This window comes from Saccharopolyspora kobensis (genome assembly GCF_900108315.1).
GTDB lineage: Bacteria > Actinomycetota > Actinomycetes > Mycobacteriales > Pseudonocardiaceae > Saccharopolyspora > Saccharopolyspora kobensis.
The window spans coordinates 95,318-111,400 of record NZ_FNVB01000002.1; the positions used below are offsets into that span (position 1 = coordinate 95,318).

Annotated in this window: 11 protein-coding genes; 1 reads left to right on the forward strand and 10 read right to left on the reverse strand. The window is 67.7% G+C overall.

Annotation, left to right across the window (positions count from 1 at the left end):
* Positions 1–16 precede the first annotated feature (16 nt).
* The 3 genes from C4T78_RS00430 to C4T78_RS00440 all read right to left on the reverse strand — a co-directional run bounded on the left by C4T78_RS00430 (position 17) and on the right by C4T78_RS00440 (position 9,393).
* Positions 17–6,271: a protein kinase domain-containing protein gene (locus C4T78_RS00430; protein ID WP_235863007.1), complete on the reverse strand. Its 6,255-nt coding sequence runs from the start codon at positions 6,269–6,271 to the stop codon at positions 17–19.
* A gap of 257 nt (positions 6,272–6,528) precedes the next feature.
* Complete coding sequence (locus tag C4T78_RS00435; protein WP_235863140.1) at positions 6,529–8,250, reverse strand: N-6 DNA methylase; 1,722 nt, start codon at positions 8,248–8,250, stop codon at positions 6,529–6,531.
* A gap of 345 nt (positions 8,251–8,595) precedes the next feature.
* Positions 8,596–9,393, reverse strand: coding sequence for a siderophore-interacting protein (locus tag C4T78_RS00440; RefSeq protein WP_093346387.1), 798 nt, complete (start codon positions 9,391–9,393; stop codon positions 8,596–8,598).
* Between the two features lie 286 nt (positions 9,394–9,679).
* On the opposite strand from C4T78_RS00440, the gene C4T78_RS00445 reads away from it, so the two are divergent.
* Positions 9,680–10,945, forward strand: a complete 1,266-nt coding sequence (locus C4T78_RS00445; RefSeq protein ID WP_093346384.1) for an MFS transporter — start codon at positions 9,680–9,682, stop codon at positions 10,943–10,945.
* Between the two features lie 23 nt (positions 10,946–10,968).
* Here the strand turns inward: C4T78_RS00445 and C4T78_RS00450 are convergent, their stop codons facing one another.
* From C4T78_RS00450 to C4T78_RS00480, 7 genes are all read right to left on the reverse strand, one after another.
* Positions 10,969–11,559, reverse strand: coding sequence for a DUF1707 SHOCT-like domain-containing protein (locus C4T78_RS00450; RefSeq protein WP_093346382.1), 591 nt, complete (start codon positions 11,557–11,559; stop codon positions 10,969–10,971).
* A 48-nt stretch (positions 11,560–11,607) separates the two neighbouring features.
* Positions 11,608–12,273, reverse strand: a complete 666-nt coding sequence (locus C4T78_RS00455; protein ID WP_093346379.1) for a response regulator — start codon at positions 12,271–12,273, stop codon at positions 11,608–11,610.
* Complete coding sequence (locus C4T78_RS00460) at positions 12,270–13,430, reverse strand: sensor histidine kinase (RefSeq protein ID WP_093346377.1); 1,161 nt, start codon at positions 13,428–13,430, stop codon at positions 12,270–12,272. The genes C4T78_RS00455 and C4T78_RS00460 overlap by 4 nt, the downstream gene beginning before the upstream one ends.
* Before the next feature lie 4 nt (positions 13,431–13,434).
* Positions 13,435–13,878, reverse strand: coding sequence for a hypothetical protein (locus C4T78_RS00465; protein WP_177247388.1), 444 nt, complete (start codon positions 13,876–13,878; stop codon positions 13,435–13,437).
* Positions 13,875–14,372 carry an anthrone oxygenase family protein gene (locus tag C4T78_RS00470; RefSeq protein ID WP_093346374.1) on the reverse strand — a complete coding sequence of 166 codons (498 nt, stop codon included), beginning with the start codon at positions 14,370–14,372 and terminating at the stop codon, positions 13,875–13,877. The genes C4T78_RS00465 and C4T78_RS00470 overlap by 4 nt, the downstream gene beginning before the upstream one ends.
* A gap of 201 nt (positions 14,373–14,573) precedes the next feature.
* Positions 14,574–15,206: a maleylpyruvate isomerase N-terminal domain-containing protein gene (locus C4T78_RS00475; RefSeq protein WP_093346372.1), complete on the reverse strand. Its 633-nt coding sequence runs from the start codon at positions 15,204–15,206 to the stop codon at positions 14,574–14,576.
* 63 nt (positions 15,207–15,269) lie between these two features.
* Complete coding sequence (locus C4T78_RS00480; RefSeq protein ID WP_093346369.1) at positions 15,270–16,082, reverse strand: DeoR/GlpR family DNA-binding transcription regulator; 813 nt, start codon at positions 16,080–16,082, stop codon at positions 15,270–15,272.
* Position 16,083 lies beyond the last annotated feature (1 nt).

The window sequence follows — 16,083 nt, forward strand, 5'->3', positions numbered from 1 at the left end:
TCCTCGTCTTCTCGTCTCAGACGCCCACACCGGGGCCAAAGCAGTGTTCTGCGCTTCGCGCGATCTTCGCCCAGTCCGCGTCATGCGGGAATCGCACGACGTCCCATCCGTCGTCGAGCAGCCGGTCTTCCGCCTCAGCATCTCGCTGGGCAACAGCGGCATGGTCATGCACCGGCCCGTCGACGAACACCGCGACGTTCCCCCCGGGGAGCCGGTACACGTAGTCGGGACGTGCCAGGGCTGATGGAATGAACGTTTGTGTTTCGTCCGGCAGACGGTAGCCATTCTCCTTCAGCCATACGACGAATCGGCGCTCAAGCCCGGTGTCCGACTGTCCGGACAACCTCTCCATCTGCTCAGTGCGGGACTCACCTCGGCCCGTGTCCTGCACTCTTGCCTTCGCCAACCGCACCAGCAATTCCGCGATCGAACGGCGGTCGATCGCACCGTGGTTGGGCTGGTTGCCGTAGGTCAACAGGCATTCGTAGCAGCCACGGGCGCAGGGGCGGTCCGGATGCGGTCCGCCGAGATCGTTACCTTCGAGATCGAAGTGGCAAATCTCCAGCGCGGTCTCGACCGCTTTCACCAGTGCCAGCGGATCGGACTGGAGACGGCGCAGCACACCAGCCCCGCCCTCGGCCGCCTCGGTGAACAGCATTCGGTCGCGGTCGCCCTCGTCCGGCGGCAGCAATTCGCTCGTGAGCTCGGAGTCCTCTAGTTCGAAGGCCGCCTCGATGCCGCGTTCAAGCGCATACATCAGCGACAGCGCAACCGGTTCAGGCAGCGGCCGGTCGAGCTTGACGACCAGGATGTTGCGGCGGTCCTCGACATACGGGATGACCCGGATCTTGCGTCGCTTCTCCTGCCCGTCAGCGCCGACCACCGGCATCTCGCTGGAATCACCGGCGGCCTCGGCCGCCGCGGCCTCGGTCATCCACTCACCGCTGGTGGGATCGAGCCAGTACCCTGGCGGCTCGTTCTCGGCTGCGCGCAAGCGGCCGACATTGGTGATCCGCACCGTCGCCGAGTCCCCGTAGCTGACGGTGGCAATCTGCCCATCCGCGTCGACTACCCGGGCATCGCGCCGGCCAGGACGCGCGCCGTGATCGTGGAACCGATACGAGGTCACCAGCCGGAAACCAGCTCGCCGGCGCTCCTCCTCGTCCGAGGAGATGCGCGCCCGGAGCTTCGTGTACACGGTGTGCAGCTGAAGCAAGCCAGTGGTCTCCTCACGCAACGGTTCGTCGCACATCTGGCACCGGTCAGCCCGCTCCCGCGACTCGTGGTGGTACCCGCAGGCTGTGCACCGCTTGGCCCTGGTGGTCACCACATCACCGGAGGAATCCGGCGGCAGCTGAATCCTCGTGACCTGGTAGCGCGCACCTTCGTGATAGATCAGCGCACCGGGACCGAATTCCCGGATGGCCAGGAACCGCGGGCGCTGCAGGTAGTCACCATCGTCGTAGCGACGTCCCGAAGTCGGAATGTAGGCGGCCAGCGGCAGCCGCGGGAACGAGTATCCAGGCAGGAAACCCTCGCTCGCCAAGTAGCGGTACGGGTTGAAATCCGACAGCAGCGATCTGCTCTCCACGCTCTGATTCTTCAGCAGCGCCAGCTGAGTCTCGGCTTCTGCCCGGCGCCGCCGCGCGGCATGGTGGTCCTGGTCGGTCAGGGTGTGGTCAAGCACCCGCCGGTTCTGCTCGGCCTGATCCACCAACGCGGCCCGGAGCAAATCACGCCAGCGCTTGAATGCGAGGTCGAACTCGTGCGGCGCCTTCCGGACAGTTTCGTCAATCCACGTGTCATGCCACCAAGTCGTATCCCCGAAGTCGGCAGCCAGACCCCCGAACACCTCACGCGCGGCCGTCACCGCACGGGCCTGCGCGTCGGGGTTTCGGACAGCCTCGGCAACATGGTCATGCAATGGCAGCTCGGAATCGGGATGTGCAGCGTCCTCATCAGAGCCGATGTCGATGACCTCAAGAATCGACCGGCCCAGCTTGAGGCCGGATTCGGCCAGCCAGATCGCTTGGACGTGCGAACGCACGAGATCCTCATTGGCCAGGTCCAGCCGGGGTGGTGTGACCGTACCCGCCACCATGCGCTCGGAATGACGGAAGTAGTACTGGTCATGGCTGTTACCAGTGGCGCAGTAGGTGGTCACCAGGGCTGGTTGCCCGGACCGGCCAGCCCGGCCGCTGCGCTGCGCGTAGTTGGCCGGGGTCGGTGGCACATTGCGCATCATCACCGCGTTGAGCTCGGAGATATCAACACCAAGCTCCATCGTCGGTGAGCAGTAGAGCAGTTTGAGATCACCGTTGCGGAACTGCTCCTCACGGCGCTCGCGCTCCAGCGGATCAACCTGTGCGGTGTGTTCCCTGGCGGTCAGGGTGGACAACTGCTCGGCTGTCTGGCGATACAGATCGCGGAAGAACGTGTTAACCCTCGGACCATCTCCGCTGGCGTAAGTGCGAGTAAGCGGGTCGTGCACGCCGCGAATCCCGTTGCCGGCCCGCCAGATCAACGCACTCGAAGCGATTCGGTAGCCGGTCATCGTCGGTTGTGCGGCCCTGCGGAACCGCCTTGCCCACTGGGGGGACTCATCGACCTTCCGCAGGATCCCCGCTTCGGCCAAGACCTTAAGCAGGTCAGCAATGATGTGTTGTCGATCGTCAACGGACAGACCGGGAAAGTGCACTCGCTTCAGGTACTTGCCGAACTTCCCCCGGCCGGACAAGAAGAGATGCGACCGGTCCATGCCCGGTTTTGCCCCATGCGGAAACGCCGTGCTCGGCTTCGGGCGATCTCTGGTGGAAAGCACCCAGGGATCGACCAGGCGTTCCTCGCTCGCACGCCGGAGGGTGTCGAAATCGTCCCGGAAGTACTGAACATCGATGGCCAGCTCACGGCGCATCTCATCCAGCAGCGCCTTCATGATCTCGGCGCGCTGTCCCGGTTCGGCGGCACGCAGCTCATGCTGTGCCTTCGCCCATCGTTCCTCGTTCGCGGCGAGCCAGCCCAGATCCTCGTAGTGGATCTCCAGCAGGCCGGTCTGTTCCAGGTTCGGCATGGTGACCCGCCAGCCGCGTTGCAGGTCGAGATACAGCCGGTATGCCACGACATCGCGAAGCGTCCGGGCCGCGTTCCGGGCCGCTGACGGCGGCAGGTCGGCGCTACGCGCGTAGTCGGTGGGTTCGAGCTGGAGTGCCTCGGTGACCCGAGTCGCCAGATCTTCGTGCTGAAGTCCGTCGGCACCCGCATCCAGCGCCGCTCGGTACAGCGCGGCCCGCAGCTGAGTGATCTGCACGAAGTCGTTGAAATGCCCGGCCTGCAGCGATGCGTCCTGCCGGTTGTCGACGAAGGTGAGCAGCTTCCGCGCCTTCTTGCTCAGACCTTCGACCGGAACCTGCTGCAGCGAACGCACAATCGACGACGACACCAGCGATGTCGCCGACGATCGCCCCTCCTGGTCCAGAGTCGCTAGCTTCGCGAAGTCCTTGCCCCTGGTCTTCTCGTAACTTACGCCGCAGTGCATGCAGAACATGAACGGTGCCGGGATGAACGCGGCTTGCAGTTCACCGGATCCCTCATGGCCGTGCGGATCGACGGTCACCGACACCGGCACCCGCTTGCGGTAGCTGTCCCGCACCACGTCTTGACCGTTGCTGTCCTCCAGCCACGACTCCGGCAGCCGGCGATCGACGACGGCTTCCTCGGCTGTCCGGGGCCAGGGGCGATCCGCGTCGACATAGAGGTAGCCATCCTCAGCCCGGCCTGCCGTCGCGGCGGTGTCCCGCCGGGGCTCGTAGACGATGTGACCGCCACGCTCTCGGCGCCAGACCGTCATGTACTCCTGCCCGCACTCCCGGCAGAACGCCAACGGCAACAGGATCTTCCCGCCAGATCCCGGCTGTTCTCGCTGGTAGATCCGGGTGAGTTGCCGATCTTTCTTGTCCTCCAGAGTGGTGTATACGGTGTCACCTTTGGACAGGAACTGATGCAGCCGGAAGGCGAACAACGGACGGTCGGTGACCGGATGCCGAGCCTGTGAACCGGCCTCCAGGGTGCGCCGGATCGCCGCGGCGCAATCCTTCTCCGGCACACCGCTGTCTCGTGCGAGTTCGGCCGCCGCGTCCTCGATCTTCGCCGGGCGCTGCCGAACCAGCCGTCCGGTGTCCGGCTCCGTCGCAAGCCCGAAGTAGGTCTCGATCCACCGCGCGAGCGGATCGGCTTTCAGCTCGTCGTAAGAACGCGGAGGTTCACCGGCCCGAAGCCGTTCGGCCGGGACCACCTCTGGATCTTCATCGGTCGCACGCACCAGGGTTTCACCGATGACGTTCTCCGGACGCACCGTAGTGCCAAACAGCTGGGAAGCGACCTCGGCCACGACCTCCCGGCGGTCGGCGACCGTACCCTCGCTGGACATCGTCGCCGAGGTCCCGACACACTGCAGATTCCGCGCCGCGCACGCCTCCCGAACCCGCCGGATGAGCAGCGCCACGTCCGCGCCCTGCCGACCACGGTAGGTATGCAGCTCGTCGAAGACGAGAAACTCCAGCCCACTGGCCATCCGGATCAGCGAACGCCGATCATCGGGCCGGGTGAGCATCAGCTCCAGCATCACGTAGTTCGTCAGCAGGATGTCCGGCGGGTTCTTCTGAATTTCCCGGCGCCGTTCGTCTCCCTCCTGTCCGGTGTAGCGGGCGAAGGTGACCGGCTCGCGTCCCTCGCCGTAACCGTCGACCAGGTACTTCTTGAGTTCGTTGAGCTGGCTGTTGGCCAGCGCGTTCATCGGATAGACGATGATCGCCCGCACCCGCTTCGGCGCGTCTTTTCCTTCCTGTTCGCGGGATTTGAGCACCGAGTTGACGATCGGGGCGATGTAGGACAACGATTTCCCGGATCCCGTGCCCGTGGTGAGCACATAGGACTCACCGGATGCGGCAACGTCGATCGCCTCACGCTGGTGCTGGTGAAACACCAGCGACCGCCCGTCGCATACCGTCCCACCATCGGTTTTTCCCGCTTGGAAGATCCGAGCACATTCGGGATGCAGCACGCCTTCGTTGACCAGCTCGAGAACCGTGCCGCTAGAGGCGAAGAACGGATTCAGCGACAGCCAGGGGTCCGGCCACTGCGATTTGGTGTCCAAGTCCCGTTCGACGAACTCCTTGATTCGTTCGTCGCGAATGACCGTGCCGCCTTCGGTGAACGCCCGATAGTCCCGGAGTAGCGTCCGGTGCACACCGAAGACGTCCATACCTGCCACCGCAGGCGCGGCGTCGCTCGCAGGCTCCTCCATTGGTTCGGTCTCCTGCGGAGTCTCGAACCGGATAACCGGGTTGAACTCCTCCCAACCGGGTACCATCTCTCCCGCCGAGATCAACGGCGTGAGTTCATCGCGCACGGTGAGAGCGTCAGCGGGCCGATCGGCCGGTTCCTTCGCCAATAATCTTGCGATCAATCGCGCCAGATCCGTTGGTGTATCCCGGCGCAAAAGCATGGGCGACGACGGTGGTTCAGAGCGATGCTTCTCTCCCAAGACGTGCGCGTTCTCGCTGTAGAACGGCGGGCCACCAGTGAGCAACTCGAACAGCACGCACCCGAGGGCATACAGATCGGCCGCCGGCCCCACCGTTGACTCACCGAACTGTTCCGGGGCCATGTAGCGAGCGGTGCCGACGGTGACGCCAGTGCTCGTGATCTGGGTGCCGTCGGTGTCGCCCACGATCCGGCCCATACCGAAGTCGAGCACCTTCACACAGCCGCCACGCACCACCATCACGTTCGATGGCTTCAGATCACGGTGCACCACGTTCTTCGCGTGCACCGCGGCCAGCCCTTCGGCGATCTGGGCCCCGATCGCCGCAACCCAGGAAACCGGCGACTGCGCCTGGTCGGAGATCAGGTCGCGAAGCGTGCGGCCGTCGAGGTATTCCATCGCCAGATAGGCCAGTCCGGAATCGTCCACACCACCGTCGATCAAGTGAGGAACGTTCGGGTTGGCAAGACCGCGCATGATCCGCACTTCTCGGCGGAAGCGATCGACCGCCTTCGTGTCCGCATCGATCGCATTGCCGACCCGGGGGCGCAGGACACGCTTCACCGCCACCACACGGTTGGCATCCTCGAGATCCTCGGCACGGTGAACTTCGCCCATGTTGCCCTTGCCAAGGGGTCCGAGCAGCCGGAACCGGCCAGCGACGATCTCCGGCTCTGCGGACAACGCATCCTCCCACGCCGTACTCGAAAACAACGCCACCACCGTCACCGGCAGCGTACACGAGACCACACGAGGTACATAGAGAAGGGCCCGTTGACAGTGTCAACAGGCCCTTCAAGTTGAAGGAAGATCACAGGTCGCTACCAAAGGCCACCTCGCTGCCTAGTCGCACAAAAGCCAGCACACCAGTGGTTTGACCCGGTGTCACCCAAGAAGACCATCCATACGGGAAGCCCAGCACCATCCGACGAGCCGTTCACGGACTCACACCAGGGATGTCGCGGGTGACCCCAGGAACGTTTCAGTCAGTTCACCGGACTGACAATGCCGTCCGCCAGGCCATCGATCAGATCCTGCACGAGACCGACACCAAGATCCACAGCGCGGCTAAGCCCGTCTTCGAGTTCAGTCAGGTTCCGAAACGCCACGCCAAGGCGCCGCTGCTCCTCTAAATCAAGCATGGGAACCTCAACCCGACGCACATCAACACGGTGAACACCAGAGGCCGTCACACTGCCGGTTCGGCCCCCATTGCGAGAACGAAGCTGCCCCGCCAGGAACCAGACATCCAACTGCTTGTCATCAACCCGGATGAGCTGCGCGTTCGCGCCGAGTACATAGCCCGCAGCATCCATCACCCTGATCTTGACCAGCCCATCGTCGGCGTTGATCAACGGGACCACAAGATCCTTTGCCCGAAGCTCGACAAAGCCGCTCTGGCCAGGAGCCAGCCGCATGCTGGGTTCTTTGCCCAGCGCTACGTCCCGCCCGGAGAGCACAAGCGGCCCTCCTGCCGCGTCGTCTCCGTCCACTGGACGTAGCTGCTGACGCACTTCCAGCGCCCCCGCTCGGGCTAGTTCTTGGATTGTCCGGACTGAACGAACCTGCGGCTCCGCCTCCTCAGCCCTGGGCAACCGCACCTCAAGATCAGCAAGGAGTCGGCGGATTTCCTCCCGTGTTTCCCGCAAAGCCGCCAGATCGATCACTTTCGGCGGCGTCGGCAGGTGTCGCGCTGGTGTAAGATCGACATCCTCATCAAGCAGCTCGATGGCTTCCACTGTTCGCTGCCGACCAGGAATCTCTTCAATAGCACCGTCCTCCTCGAACTGACGCCACACCTCCAGCACATCGCCACGAATCGAAACCCAATCCACCTGCCCACGACGTTTCGGACGGTACTGGCTTACATCCATTAGCAGAATCGGACCAACACCTGGAGAATCCGGCTTACGCAGGACCCACAGCTGAATGGGAATTCCGGTAGACATCAGCACACCCGCCGGCAATTCAATGACCCCGCGCACCACTCCACCACGAAGCATTGCCTGCCGAACCGATCGGCCAGACCGACGTGAGGCCACACTCGCCGGCATCGCAATGATCACACTTCCGCCAGGCTTGGCGTGCGCGAGGCAGTGCTGCACCCAGGCCAGCTCAGGGTCGCCCTTCGACGGGAATCCATATACCCAGCGTCGGTCGACTCCGAGCTCTTCATGCCCCCAGTGGCGTACGCCAAACGGCGGATCGCATACGACAACGTCAGCTTCCAGTCCAACAAATCCATCAGCCAGGAGAGAATCACCTTGCGCGATGCGCACCGCATCGCGTTCGCCTAAACGCGCAGCCGCAAGTCTCGCGAGGGCAGGGTCGACCTCCTGCCCTACCACCTCCCCAGCTCCGGACCCGATTGCCGCATTCAACAAGTTTCCCGGACCACACGCCGGATCAAGTACGGTTCCATTAAGACCGCCAGCAAGCGCCAGAATCAATTCCGCAAGACCGCTTGGCGTCACCAAGTGCTGCCGCTGCTGACGCTGAAACAAGTACGCCACCAGCGACTCAATCAATTCATCCGGCGACTGCACATCCGCAACGGCAGAAAGCGATTCCAGAACCCATTCCGGCAGTTTCACAGAATCTGGCGACCGCAAATGGAGAGCAATGTCTGCAACTAAACTTACGAGTTCGTCACCACGCGAACCCGCTTCCAGCACCCGCCACAAATGCCCAGGAGTGCTGGTGCGCACCAACTTCCCCTGCTCATACAACCACTGCTTTACGTCACTCAACCGGAAAACTGGATTGGCTCCCGACCCAACCACCGGCTCCGGGAAGTCCGGGTACCGCCGACGCCAGTTACTCACCGCAGCCCGTCCGACGCCCGCCAACCGAGCAATCTCAGCCGCCGCAACGAGTGTGTTGTCGGACATGCACACCTCCCGTCAAGTTACGGGAGACCTTAGCATCCAGCATATTGCATGTTGACTGTGAACGCATGCAGCAACCAGACAGCATTCGGCTGCTGACTCAGCTCTTCCGCGGGCATGGTGTGCGTCGGCGGCGGGAACTGGCGCTTCCCGCCGCCGCGTCGATCAGCGGCCCTCGGCACGGGCGAGTTCCGCCTTCCACTCGCGGAAGCCCTCTTCGGTGCGGCCGCGGCGCCAGTAGCCCGAGATCGACACCTGGTCTCGGGCCAGGCCGCGCTCGCGGAACAGGTACGGGCGGATCCGGCGCATCACCTCGTGCGCTTCGCCGTGCACGAACGCGTGCACTCGGCCCGGCAGCCAGTCCAGCTCGCGCACCGCGGCTTCGAGGACGCCGTCAGCGCCGACCTCGTCGCGGTGCAGGAAGGTCAGCTCGCCGCGCGCCGGGATGTCCAGCTTCGGCTCGTGCGCCGCGGAATCGACCAGCACGATGGCCCGGACCACGGCGTCCGGCTCCAGGTCGGCCAGCGCCGCCGTGATCGCCGGGAGCGCGGTCTCGTCGCCCACCAGCAGGTGCCAGTCGGCCGCCCGGTCGGGCCGGTAGGCGCCGCCGGGGCCGTTGACCATCAGCCGGTCGCCCGGTGCGGCCTTCGCCGCCCAGCGACCCGCGACGCCTTCGTCGCCGTGCAGCACGAAGTCGATCGCCATCGTGCCGTCGGCCACGTCCGGGAACAGCGCGGTGAAGGTGCGCACGTCCGGCAGCTGCTCGTCGGGCAGCACGCCGCGGAGCGCCCGGACGTCGATCGGGTCCGGGTAGGTCGCGCCCGGCTTCGGGAAGATCAGCTTGACGTACCTGTCGGTGTGGTCGCTGCCGGCGAACGCCGACAGGTCGTCGCTGCGGAACCACACCCGCCGCAGGCAGGGCGTCACCAGTTCCGCGCTGGTCACGGTCAGGTAAGTCGTCATCGGACTCCTCAACTCGCCGGGGATCCACCACTCCGTTAGGCAAGGCTAACTTGTCCGGCGCCCCGATCGCCAGCACGGGGTGGACGCCCGGCCCGGATGCGCGTGCGGCACCGCGGAATCCGGTAGCACAGCACATCCACAGTGGATCGTCGGGCCGGAGATCGCCGCCGGGCGGGCACCCCTATGATCATCCCGTACCGGGACCCATCGGTCCCGCCGTCGCATCCGGCGCAGCGAACATCTCGCGCCGACGCCGAAATCCGCCAGCCAGGCATGGGAAAAGCGCATGTCCACCTCTGTCGCGACCGCCACCGAGCAGACGCTGCCGATCAGCCGCGTGGTGCCGACCCAGGCACCGCCGCTGCGATGGCGGGTGCTGGCGATCGCGGCGATCGTGGTGGCCGCGTTCAACGCCCGGACGGCGGTGACGGCGGTCGGCGCGGCGCTGCCCGAGCTCCGCGCCGCGCTGGGGCTGGGCACTGCGGCGGTCGCAGTGCTCACCGCGCTGCCCTGCCTCTGCATCGCCGCGACGACGTTCCTCGTGCCGTTCCTCCGCCGCCGCATGGGCACGATGACCAGCGCGGTGGTGTTCCTCGGCGTCCTGATGGCCGGCCAGGCGGTCCGCATCGCCCACGGCCAGTGGCTGCTGCTCGCGGGCACCGTCCTGGCCTGCTGCGCGATCGGCGGTCTGCAGGTCCTGCTGCCCGCGGTCTGCCAGCAGGTCGGCGGCCCGCACGCCGCGGCGCTCACCACCTTGTCGGCCAGCGTGATCGGCGCCGGAGCCGCCACCGCGACCGCGACCACGCCGTGGCTGACCGAGATCGGCGGCTGGCGCACCGGGCTGGGCTTCTGGATCCTGCCGGTGGTGGCCGCGCTCCTGCTGTGGTCGCCGCTCTCCCAGTCCTCCGCGGCCCGCACCCCGGCCCCGACGATCTCCCGCGGCCGCCGCTCCCTGCTGCGCAGCGCCCGGGCCTGGTACCTGACGATGTTCATGGGCCTGCAGTCCCTGCAAGCCCTGTCCCTGCTGTCCTGGCAGCCGGTCCTGCTCCGGACCACCGGCATCGGCCCGGGTCACGCCGCCGCGCTCAGCGCGGGCACGCTGGTGGTCAGCATCGTCTCCTCGGCGATCATCACCGCTTCCTGCTACCGCAACGCCCGGTACATCGGCACCTGGATGGTCCTGACCACCGGGAGCGGCGGGATCGGGCTGCTCGGGCTCCTCGTCGCCCCGAACTCCGAGCCGGTGCTGTGGGCCGGCCTGCTGGGCGTGGGCATGTCGGCGCTGGCCCCGGCCATGGCGGCGATCCCGGCGCACACCACCGGCAGCGGCGAGACGACGCGGCTGTCGGCGATGACCCAGGGCTACGGCTACCTGCTCGCGGCACTCGGCCCGGCGCTGATGGGCGCCCTCACCGACGTCGCGACGACCACGGACTGGGCGCTGACGGCGCTGCTGTTCTTCAGCCTCGTGCAGTTCCTCTTCGCGTCCCTCGCCGCCCGCCGCCCGCACGACCTGCACGCCGCCGACCTCGAGTGGTCGACGATGCGGTGACCACCTCCGTCCGCTGTGGACGGTCAGCGGCCGCGGCGGAGCTTTCGGCGTTCCCAGCCGTTGGGGTGGCGGATCACCACTCCTGCCGCTCCGCCCGAGCCGGTGAGGCGGATCAGGGGCGCTCCGGGGTGGCGGTCGGGCGTGGTCTTGTCCTTGAGGCCGCCCAGGCCCGGGTCCACCTCGTCGGTCTCCGCCGACCAGGCCTCGGGGATGATGATGGTGACCCCGGCCATCTGGCCGTGCGCTTCGAGCTCGACCAGCGGCAGCCGGCAATCGGCCTGGGTGAAGTCGAGCTTCACGCCGCCCATCCCGCCGTGCGCGGTGATCTGCGCGGGCACCTGCCAGCGGCCGGTCCGCGACGCGCCGTGCAGGCCTCCCTTGAGGAACAGCGGTTTGCCCGGATCCGCGGTGCGCCCGGACGGCAGGTCGGCGGTGAGCGGTTCCAGGTCCGCGTAGGTCTTGGCCGCCAGCGCCAGGTCAACCCGCTCGGTCAGCTCGGTGAGGTCGATGCGCCCTTCGCCCGCGGCTTCCTGGAGGCGCTGCACCACCGCATCGCGGTCGGCGTTGGAGGCGCGCATTTCCCTGCGGACGGACTCGGGCACTTCGGACGTCATGCGCCAGATCCTATCCAACGCGGTGTCCGGCAACCGACGGTTTCGGCGTCATCGGGGCTCGCCGCCCGGGGTGACCAGGCCGGTTTCGTAGGCGAGCACGACGAGTTGCGAGCGGTCGCGGGCACCGAGCTTGGCGAGCAGCCGGCTGACGTGGGTTCGCGCCGTCGCCGGGCTGATGAACAGCTGCTCGGCGATCTCGGCGTTGGCCAGCCCGGCGCCGACCTTGGCGAGGATCTCCCGCTCCCGGTCGGTCAGCCCCTCGATCAGCTCGCCGCGGCGGGCGGGTTCGCCCAGCGCCGCTGCCCGCATCACGCGCCGCGTGACGGACGGTGAGAGCAGCGCATCGCCGCGTGCGACGACGCGGACCGCGTTGCGCAGGTCGTCGGGGCCGGTGTCCTTGAGCAGGAAACCGGCCGCCCCGGCGCGGATCGCGTCGAACACGTGCTCATCGGTGTCGAAGGTGGTCAGCAGGACGACCTGGACCTCCGGCAGGGCCGGGTCGGCGAGGATCCGGCGGGTGGCGGCCAACCCGTCGCCGCCGGGCATCCGGATGTCCATCAGGACCACGTCCGGTCGCTCGCGGCGCACGACGGCGAGTCCGGAGTCGCCGTCGGCGGCCTCGCCGACCACGGTGATGTCCTCGGCGCGCTCCAGCAGCCCCCGGAGTCCTTCGCGGACGAGGTACTTGTCGTCGACGAGCACCACGCGGATCATCCGGTTTCCTCCAGCGGAATCGTGGCCACGACCGCTGTTCCGCGCGGGGAGCGCGGTGCTGCGTCCAGTCGGCCGCCGAGCAGCGCGAGCCGCTCGCGCATCCCGATGATGCCCCATCCGGCAGCTCCGCTCGCGAGCGATTCCGGCGTGGCACCGCGGCCGTCGTCCTCGACGCGGACTTCGAGCACGTCGGCGCCGTGCGCCAATCCCACGGTCACCGAGGAGGCGTCGGCGTGGCGCAGGACGTTGCTCAGCGCTTCCTGGATCACCCGGTAGGCCGTGGTGTCGACGACCACCGGGAGCGTCCGGGGCTCACCGGTGATCACGACGTCCACGGCCAGCCCGGTTTCGGCCGCCGCGTCGGTCAACGAGCGCAACTGCGCCAGCCCGGCGGGCTGGATGTCGGCCGGTTCCCGGCGCAACGCCTGCAACGTCGCGCGGAGTTCGCGCACCACACCGCTGCACGCGGTCCGGACGGCGACCAGCGACTTCTCGGCGGTGGTCGGATCGTCGCGGACCGCCTCCCGCGCCACGTCGGTGTGCAGCGAGATCACCGAGATGGTGTGGGCGAGCAGATCGTGCAGATCCCGTGCGATGCGCAGGCGTTCCTGCTCGACCCGGCGCCCCGCTTCCCGCTCGCGCTCCAGCTCGGCGATGCGGGCCTGCTCGGCCAGTTCGGCCCGCCAGCCGCGCCGGGAGCGAACGCTGTCGCCGAGCGCGACGACGGCGGCCATCAGGCACGCCGTCGTCGCGAACTCGAAGCCGAGCAGGTAAGCCAGGTCGTCGCCCTGCCGGATGCGCACCAGCGTGGAGAGCACCAGCAGCGATCCGCCGATCGCCGCCGCGGCGCGGAGCTTCCCCTGCTCGGCGGCGGAGTACAGCGCGGCGGCCAGCGGCACGGCCAGCCCGATCGGCGGGTAACCGCTCATGTAGTAGACGATCAGGATCACCGCCGTGACGACCAGCGTCGCGACCGGCCACCGGCGGCGGACGAGCACGACCGCCGCGAGCACGATCGCGAACGCGTAGGCGGCCGGGCTCGGCTGCTCGGTGCCGGTACCGACGTTGGCGGCGACGGCGGTGCCGACGACCACGAGCACAGCAGTGCCGAGCAGCAGATCGACCACCCGTGCGGACCGCTCCCCAGCCGCCGTCATGCGATCACCTCTTCTCCGGCGAGTGACCGGGGATCAGGCGCGCGAGCCCCCAGCCGACTGCTCCCAGGGCCGCGCCCACCGCCGTGCCGGTCGCGACGCTGCTGACGAACGCGAAACCGCGCATCAGCACGACTTCGGCGGTTCCGGGCAGGATTCCGGCGAGATTACCGCCCAGGCTCGGCGGATTCCCGGCGTAGGCGTGCTCCCACAGCAGCTGGTGCGCCACGGCGAGCATGAGCCCGTAGGCGAAACCGATGCCGAGCAGGGTGCGGAACGGGTTCGGCACCCGCCGCCACAGCACGTACAGCAACCACACGGCGATCGGCACGAAAACCAGCAGGGCGTTGACCACCGGGCCCACCAGGCGCAGGTCGTGCGCGATCACGCGCGGAACGCCGAGCGCCGCCAGTCCGATGATGCCGAGCGCGGACAGCTTCGTCCCGTTCACCGCAGCGCTCCGCGGCGGTGTTCCTGGTAGCGGACGAAGGCCGCGAAGGCGAGCACCGCGGTGAGCAGGCTCATCGCCAGCCGCACCCAGTGGCCGGTCTCGAACTCCCACGCCGTCTGCCGGAGGACCTCCGCGGAGTGCACCGCTGCGCCCTCCTCGAACATCACGTCGTTGCGCGGCCAGAAGAACAGCGCGGAGAACAGGAACTCGCCGAGCAGCAGCGAAACCAGGCCGGCCGCCACCCACTTCCGCGCGGGCCGCAGCACGGCCAGCGCGGTGAACGCGGCGACCACGGTCAGCGCGCCCAGCGGCGGGAAGAAATCGGCGGGCCCGGCCGCCACCATGAACTCCACCGACGTGCCCAGCGATGCCGGGACGTCGTGGAACACGTTGGGATAGATGATGATCGTCTCGGCGAGGATCCCGCCGAAGGCGACCACCGCGATCCAGAGGTAGACCGTCGAGACGATGAATCCGGCTCTGCTGTTGTCCATCCGAACTCCGGGAGAGGTCCGGGGAAGAGTCCCGGACAGCTGAACTTCCTGACTCCCGGAACGCTACGGAGCGGAGTCGCCGAAATCGTCCGCGCAGCGACGCTCACCGACCACGACTTCGGACGTACGCCCGCGGCGGAGCCGTACGTCCGAAGTCGACAACGGCCGATGACGTGCGCGTTCGAGCCGACCAGGCCTCGATCAGACCGCCGCGATGGTGCTCGGCGCGCGTTCGGCGCGGCTCAGCGCGCGCAGCACCGCGGTCTGCCCGTGGCGCACGACGGCGAGCTTGGCGAGCAGCGCGAGCACCGGTTCGAGGACTTCCTCCGGGACTTCCGGCGTCTCGATTCCCGCGCTGTGGGCGAGATCGTCGGAGTGCACCGCGATCTCCATCATGCGCGTCAGCAGGAAGTCCGCCAGCCGCACCGGCCGACCGCCGAAGGACACCACCCGGTCGCTGGCCTCAGCGGGCAGCGCGGTGCGTTGCCCCTCGACCGCCGAGGCGACCTCGGCGGCCAGCGCCTCGGCACCGCGGGCGGCGAACTCCTCGCCCATGTCGCGGATCCGGACGTTGACGTCGGAATCGGTGCCGGTGTGGAACGCCTCGGCGGCGGCGTAGAACTCGGTGAGCGAGAACGGCCGCTCGGTGACCGGCTCCTTGGCCAGCACCCGAGAGACGCCCAGGACCTGGGAGCCCAGGTGCCCGGCCAGCCCGCGGACGCTGAACTCCGGCAGCGCGCTGGGCCGGTCCCACACCGCGGCGACCGCGGGGTCCCGGAGCAGTTCCACCGCCGCCTGCGCCGCTTGCAGGTAAGCCCGGCTCATGGTGGTCATCGTCGTCCTTCCAGCCACACCCGATCAACGCCTGCTCGAGTATGGCCCACCGCGCGTCGGTTCTCACCTGTTTTTCGGTGTTGTTCCTTGCGACACGTCGTTGCCGTGCTCGTCGGCGAGGACGACCCGGATGTCCTTGGCGCGGAAGGGCTTCAGGTCCGATTCGTCCGCTGTCTCATCCGTGACCAATGTCCACTTCGGAGGGAGCGGGGCCCAGGCGTGGAACGGCCGGCGACCGATCTTGGCCGCGTGGACCAGGACGTACACGTGGTCGCCGCGGCGCGCCATCAGCTCCTTGAGGCGCGTCTGGCGGATGTCGGCCTCGCAGATGCCGTCCTCGGCCGTGACGCCGTCGGCGCCGAGGAAGACCCGGTCGAAGGTGCGGCGCTCCAGCGCCGCTTCGGCCAGCGGGCCGATGAAGCCCTGGCTCTTCGGGCGCAGGACACCGCCGAGGCACTCCACGGTGACCTCCTCGGAGGCGGAGAGCTCCTGCAGGGCCGTCATGCCGGTGGTCACCACGGTCAGCGCCGGTCCGCCGCGCAGTTCGTGGGCCAGCGCGCCGGTGGTCGAACCCGCGTCGAGCAGCACCGTTTCACCCGCGCTGAGCTGCCGGGCCGCCCAGCGGGCGATGGCCCGCTTCGCCTCGAACTCCTCGCCGACGCGCTGGCGCAGGCTCGCCTCGGGGTGCGCGACGATCGCCATCGCACCGCCGTAGGTGCGGGCCAGCGCGCCCGCCCGCTCCAGCTGGGCGAGGTCGCGCCGGATGGTCGACGCGGTGACGCCGAAGTGGGCGGACAACTCGTCCACACCGGTCAGCCCGGTGGTGGTGGCCAGCTGGACGATGGCCTCCCGGCGGAGCTTGGAATCGCGGGGCACT

What these genes read in the sequence shown, in the direction of transcription:
- C4T78_RS00455 (WP_093346379.1), bottom strand. Translation starts at nt 12,273, where the DNA reads ATGATCCGCGTGGTGCTCGTCGACGACAAGTACCTCGTCCGCGAAGGA.
- C4T78_RS00470 (WP_093346374.1), bottom strand. Translation starts at nt 14,372, where the DNA reads ATGGACAACAGCAGAGCCGGATTCATCGTCTCGACGGTCTACCTCTGG.
- C4T78_RS00440 (WP_093346387.1), bottom strand. Translation starts at nt 9,393, where the DNA reads ATGACGACTTACCTGACCGTGACCAGCGCGGAACTGGTGACGCCCTGC.
- C4T78_RS00460 (WP_093346377.1), bottom strand. Translation starts at nt 13,430, where the DNA reads ATGACGGCGGCTGGGGAGCGGTCCGCACGGGTGGTCGATCTGCTGCTC.
- C4T78_RS00450 (WP_093346382.1), bottom strand. Translation starts at nt 11,559, where the DNA reads ATGACGTCCGAAGTGCCCGAGTCCGTCCGCAGGGAAATGCGCGCCTCC.
- C4T78_RS00475 (WP_093346372.1), bottom strand. Translation starts at nt 15,206, where the DNA reads ATGACCACCATGAGCCGGGCTTACCTGCAAGCGGCGCAGGCGGCGGTG.
- C4T78_RS00445 (WP_093346384.1), top strand. Translation starts at nt 9,680, where the DNA reads ATGTCCACCTCTGTCGCGACCGCCACCGAGCAGACGCTGCCGATCAGC.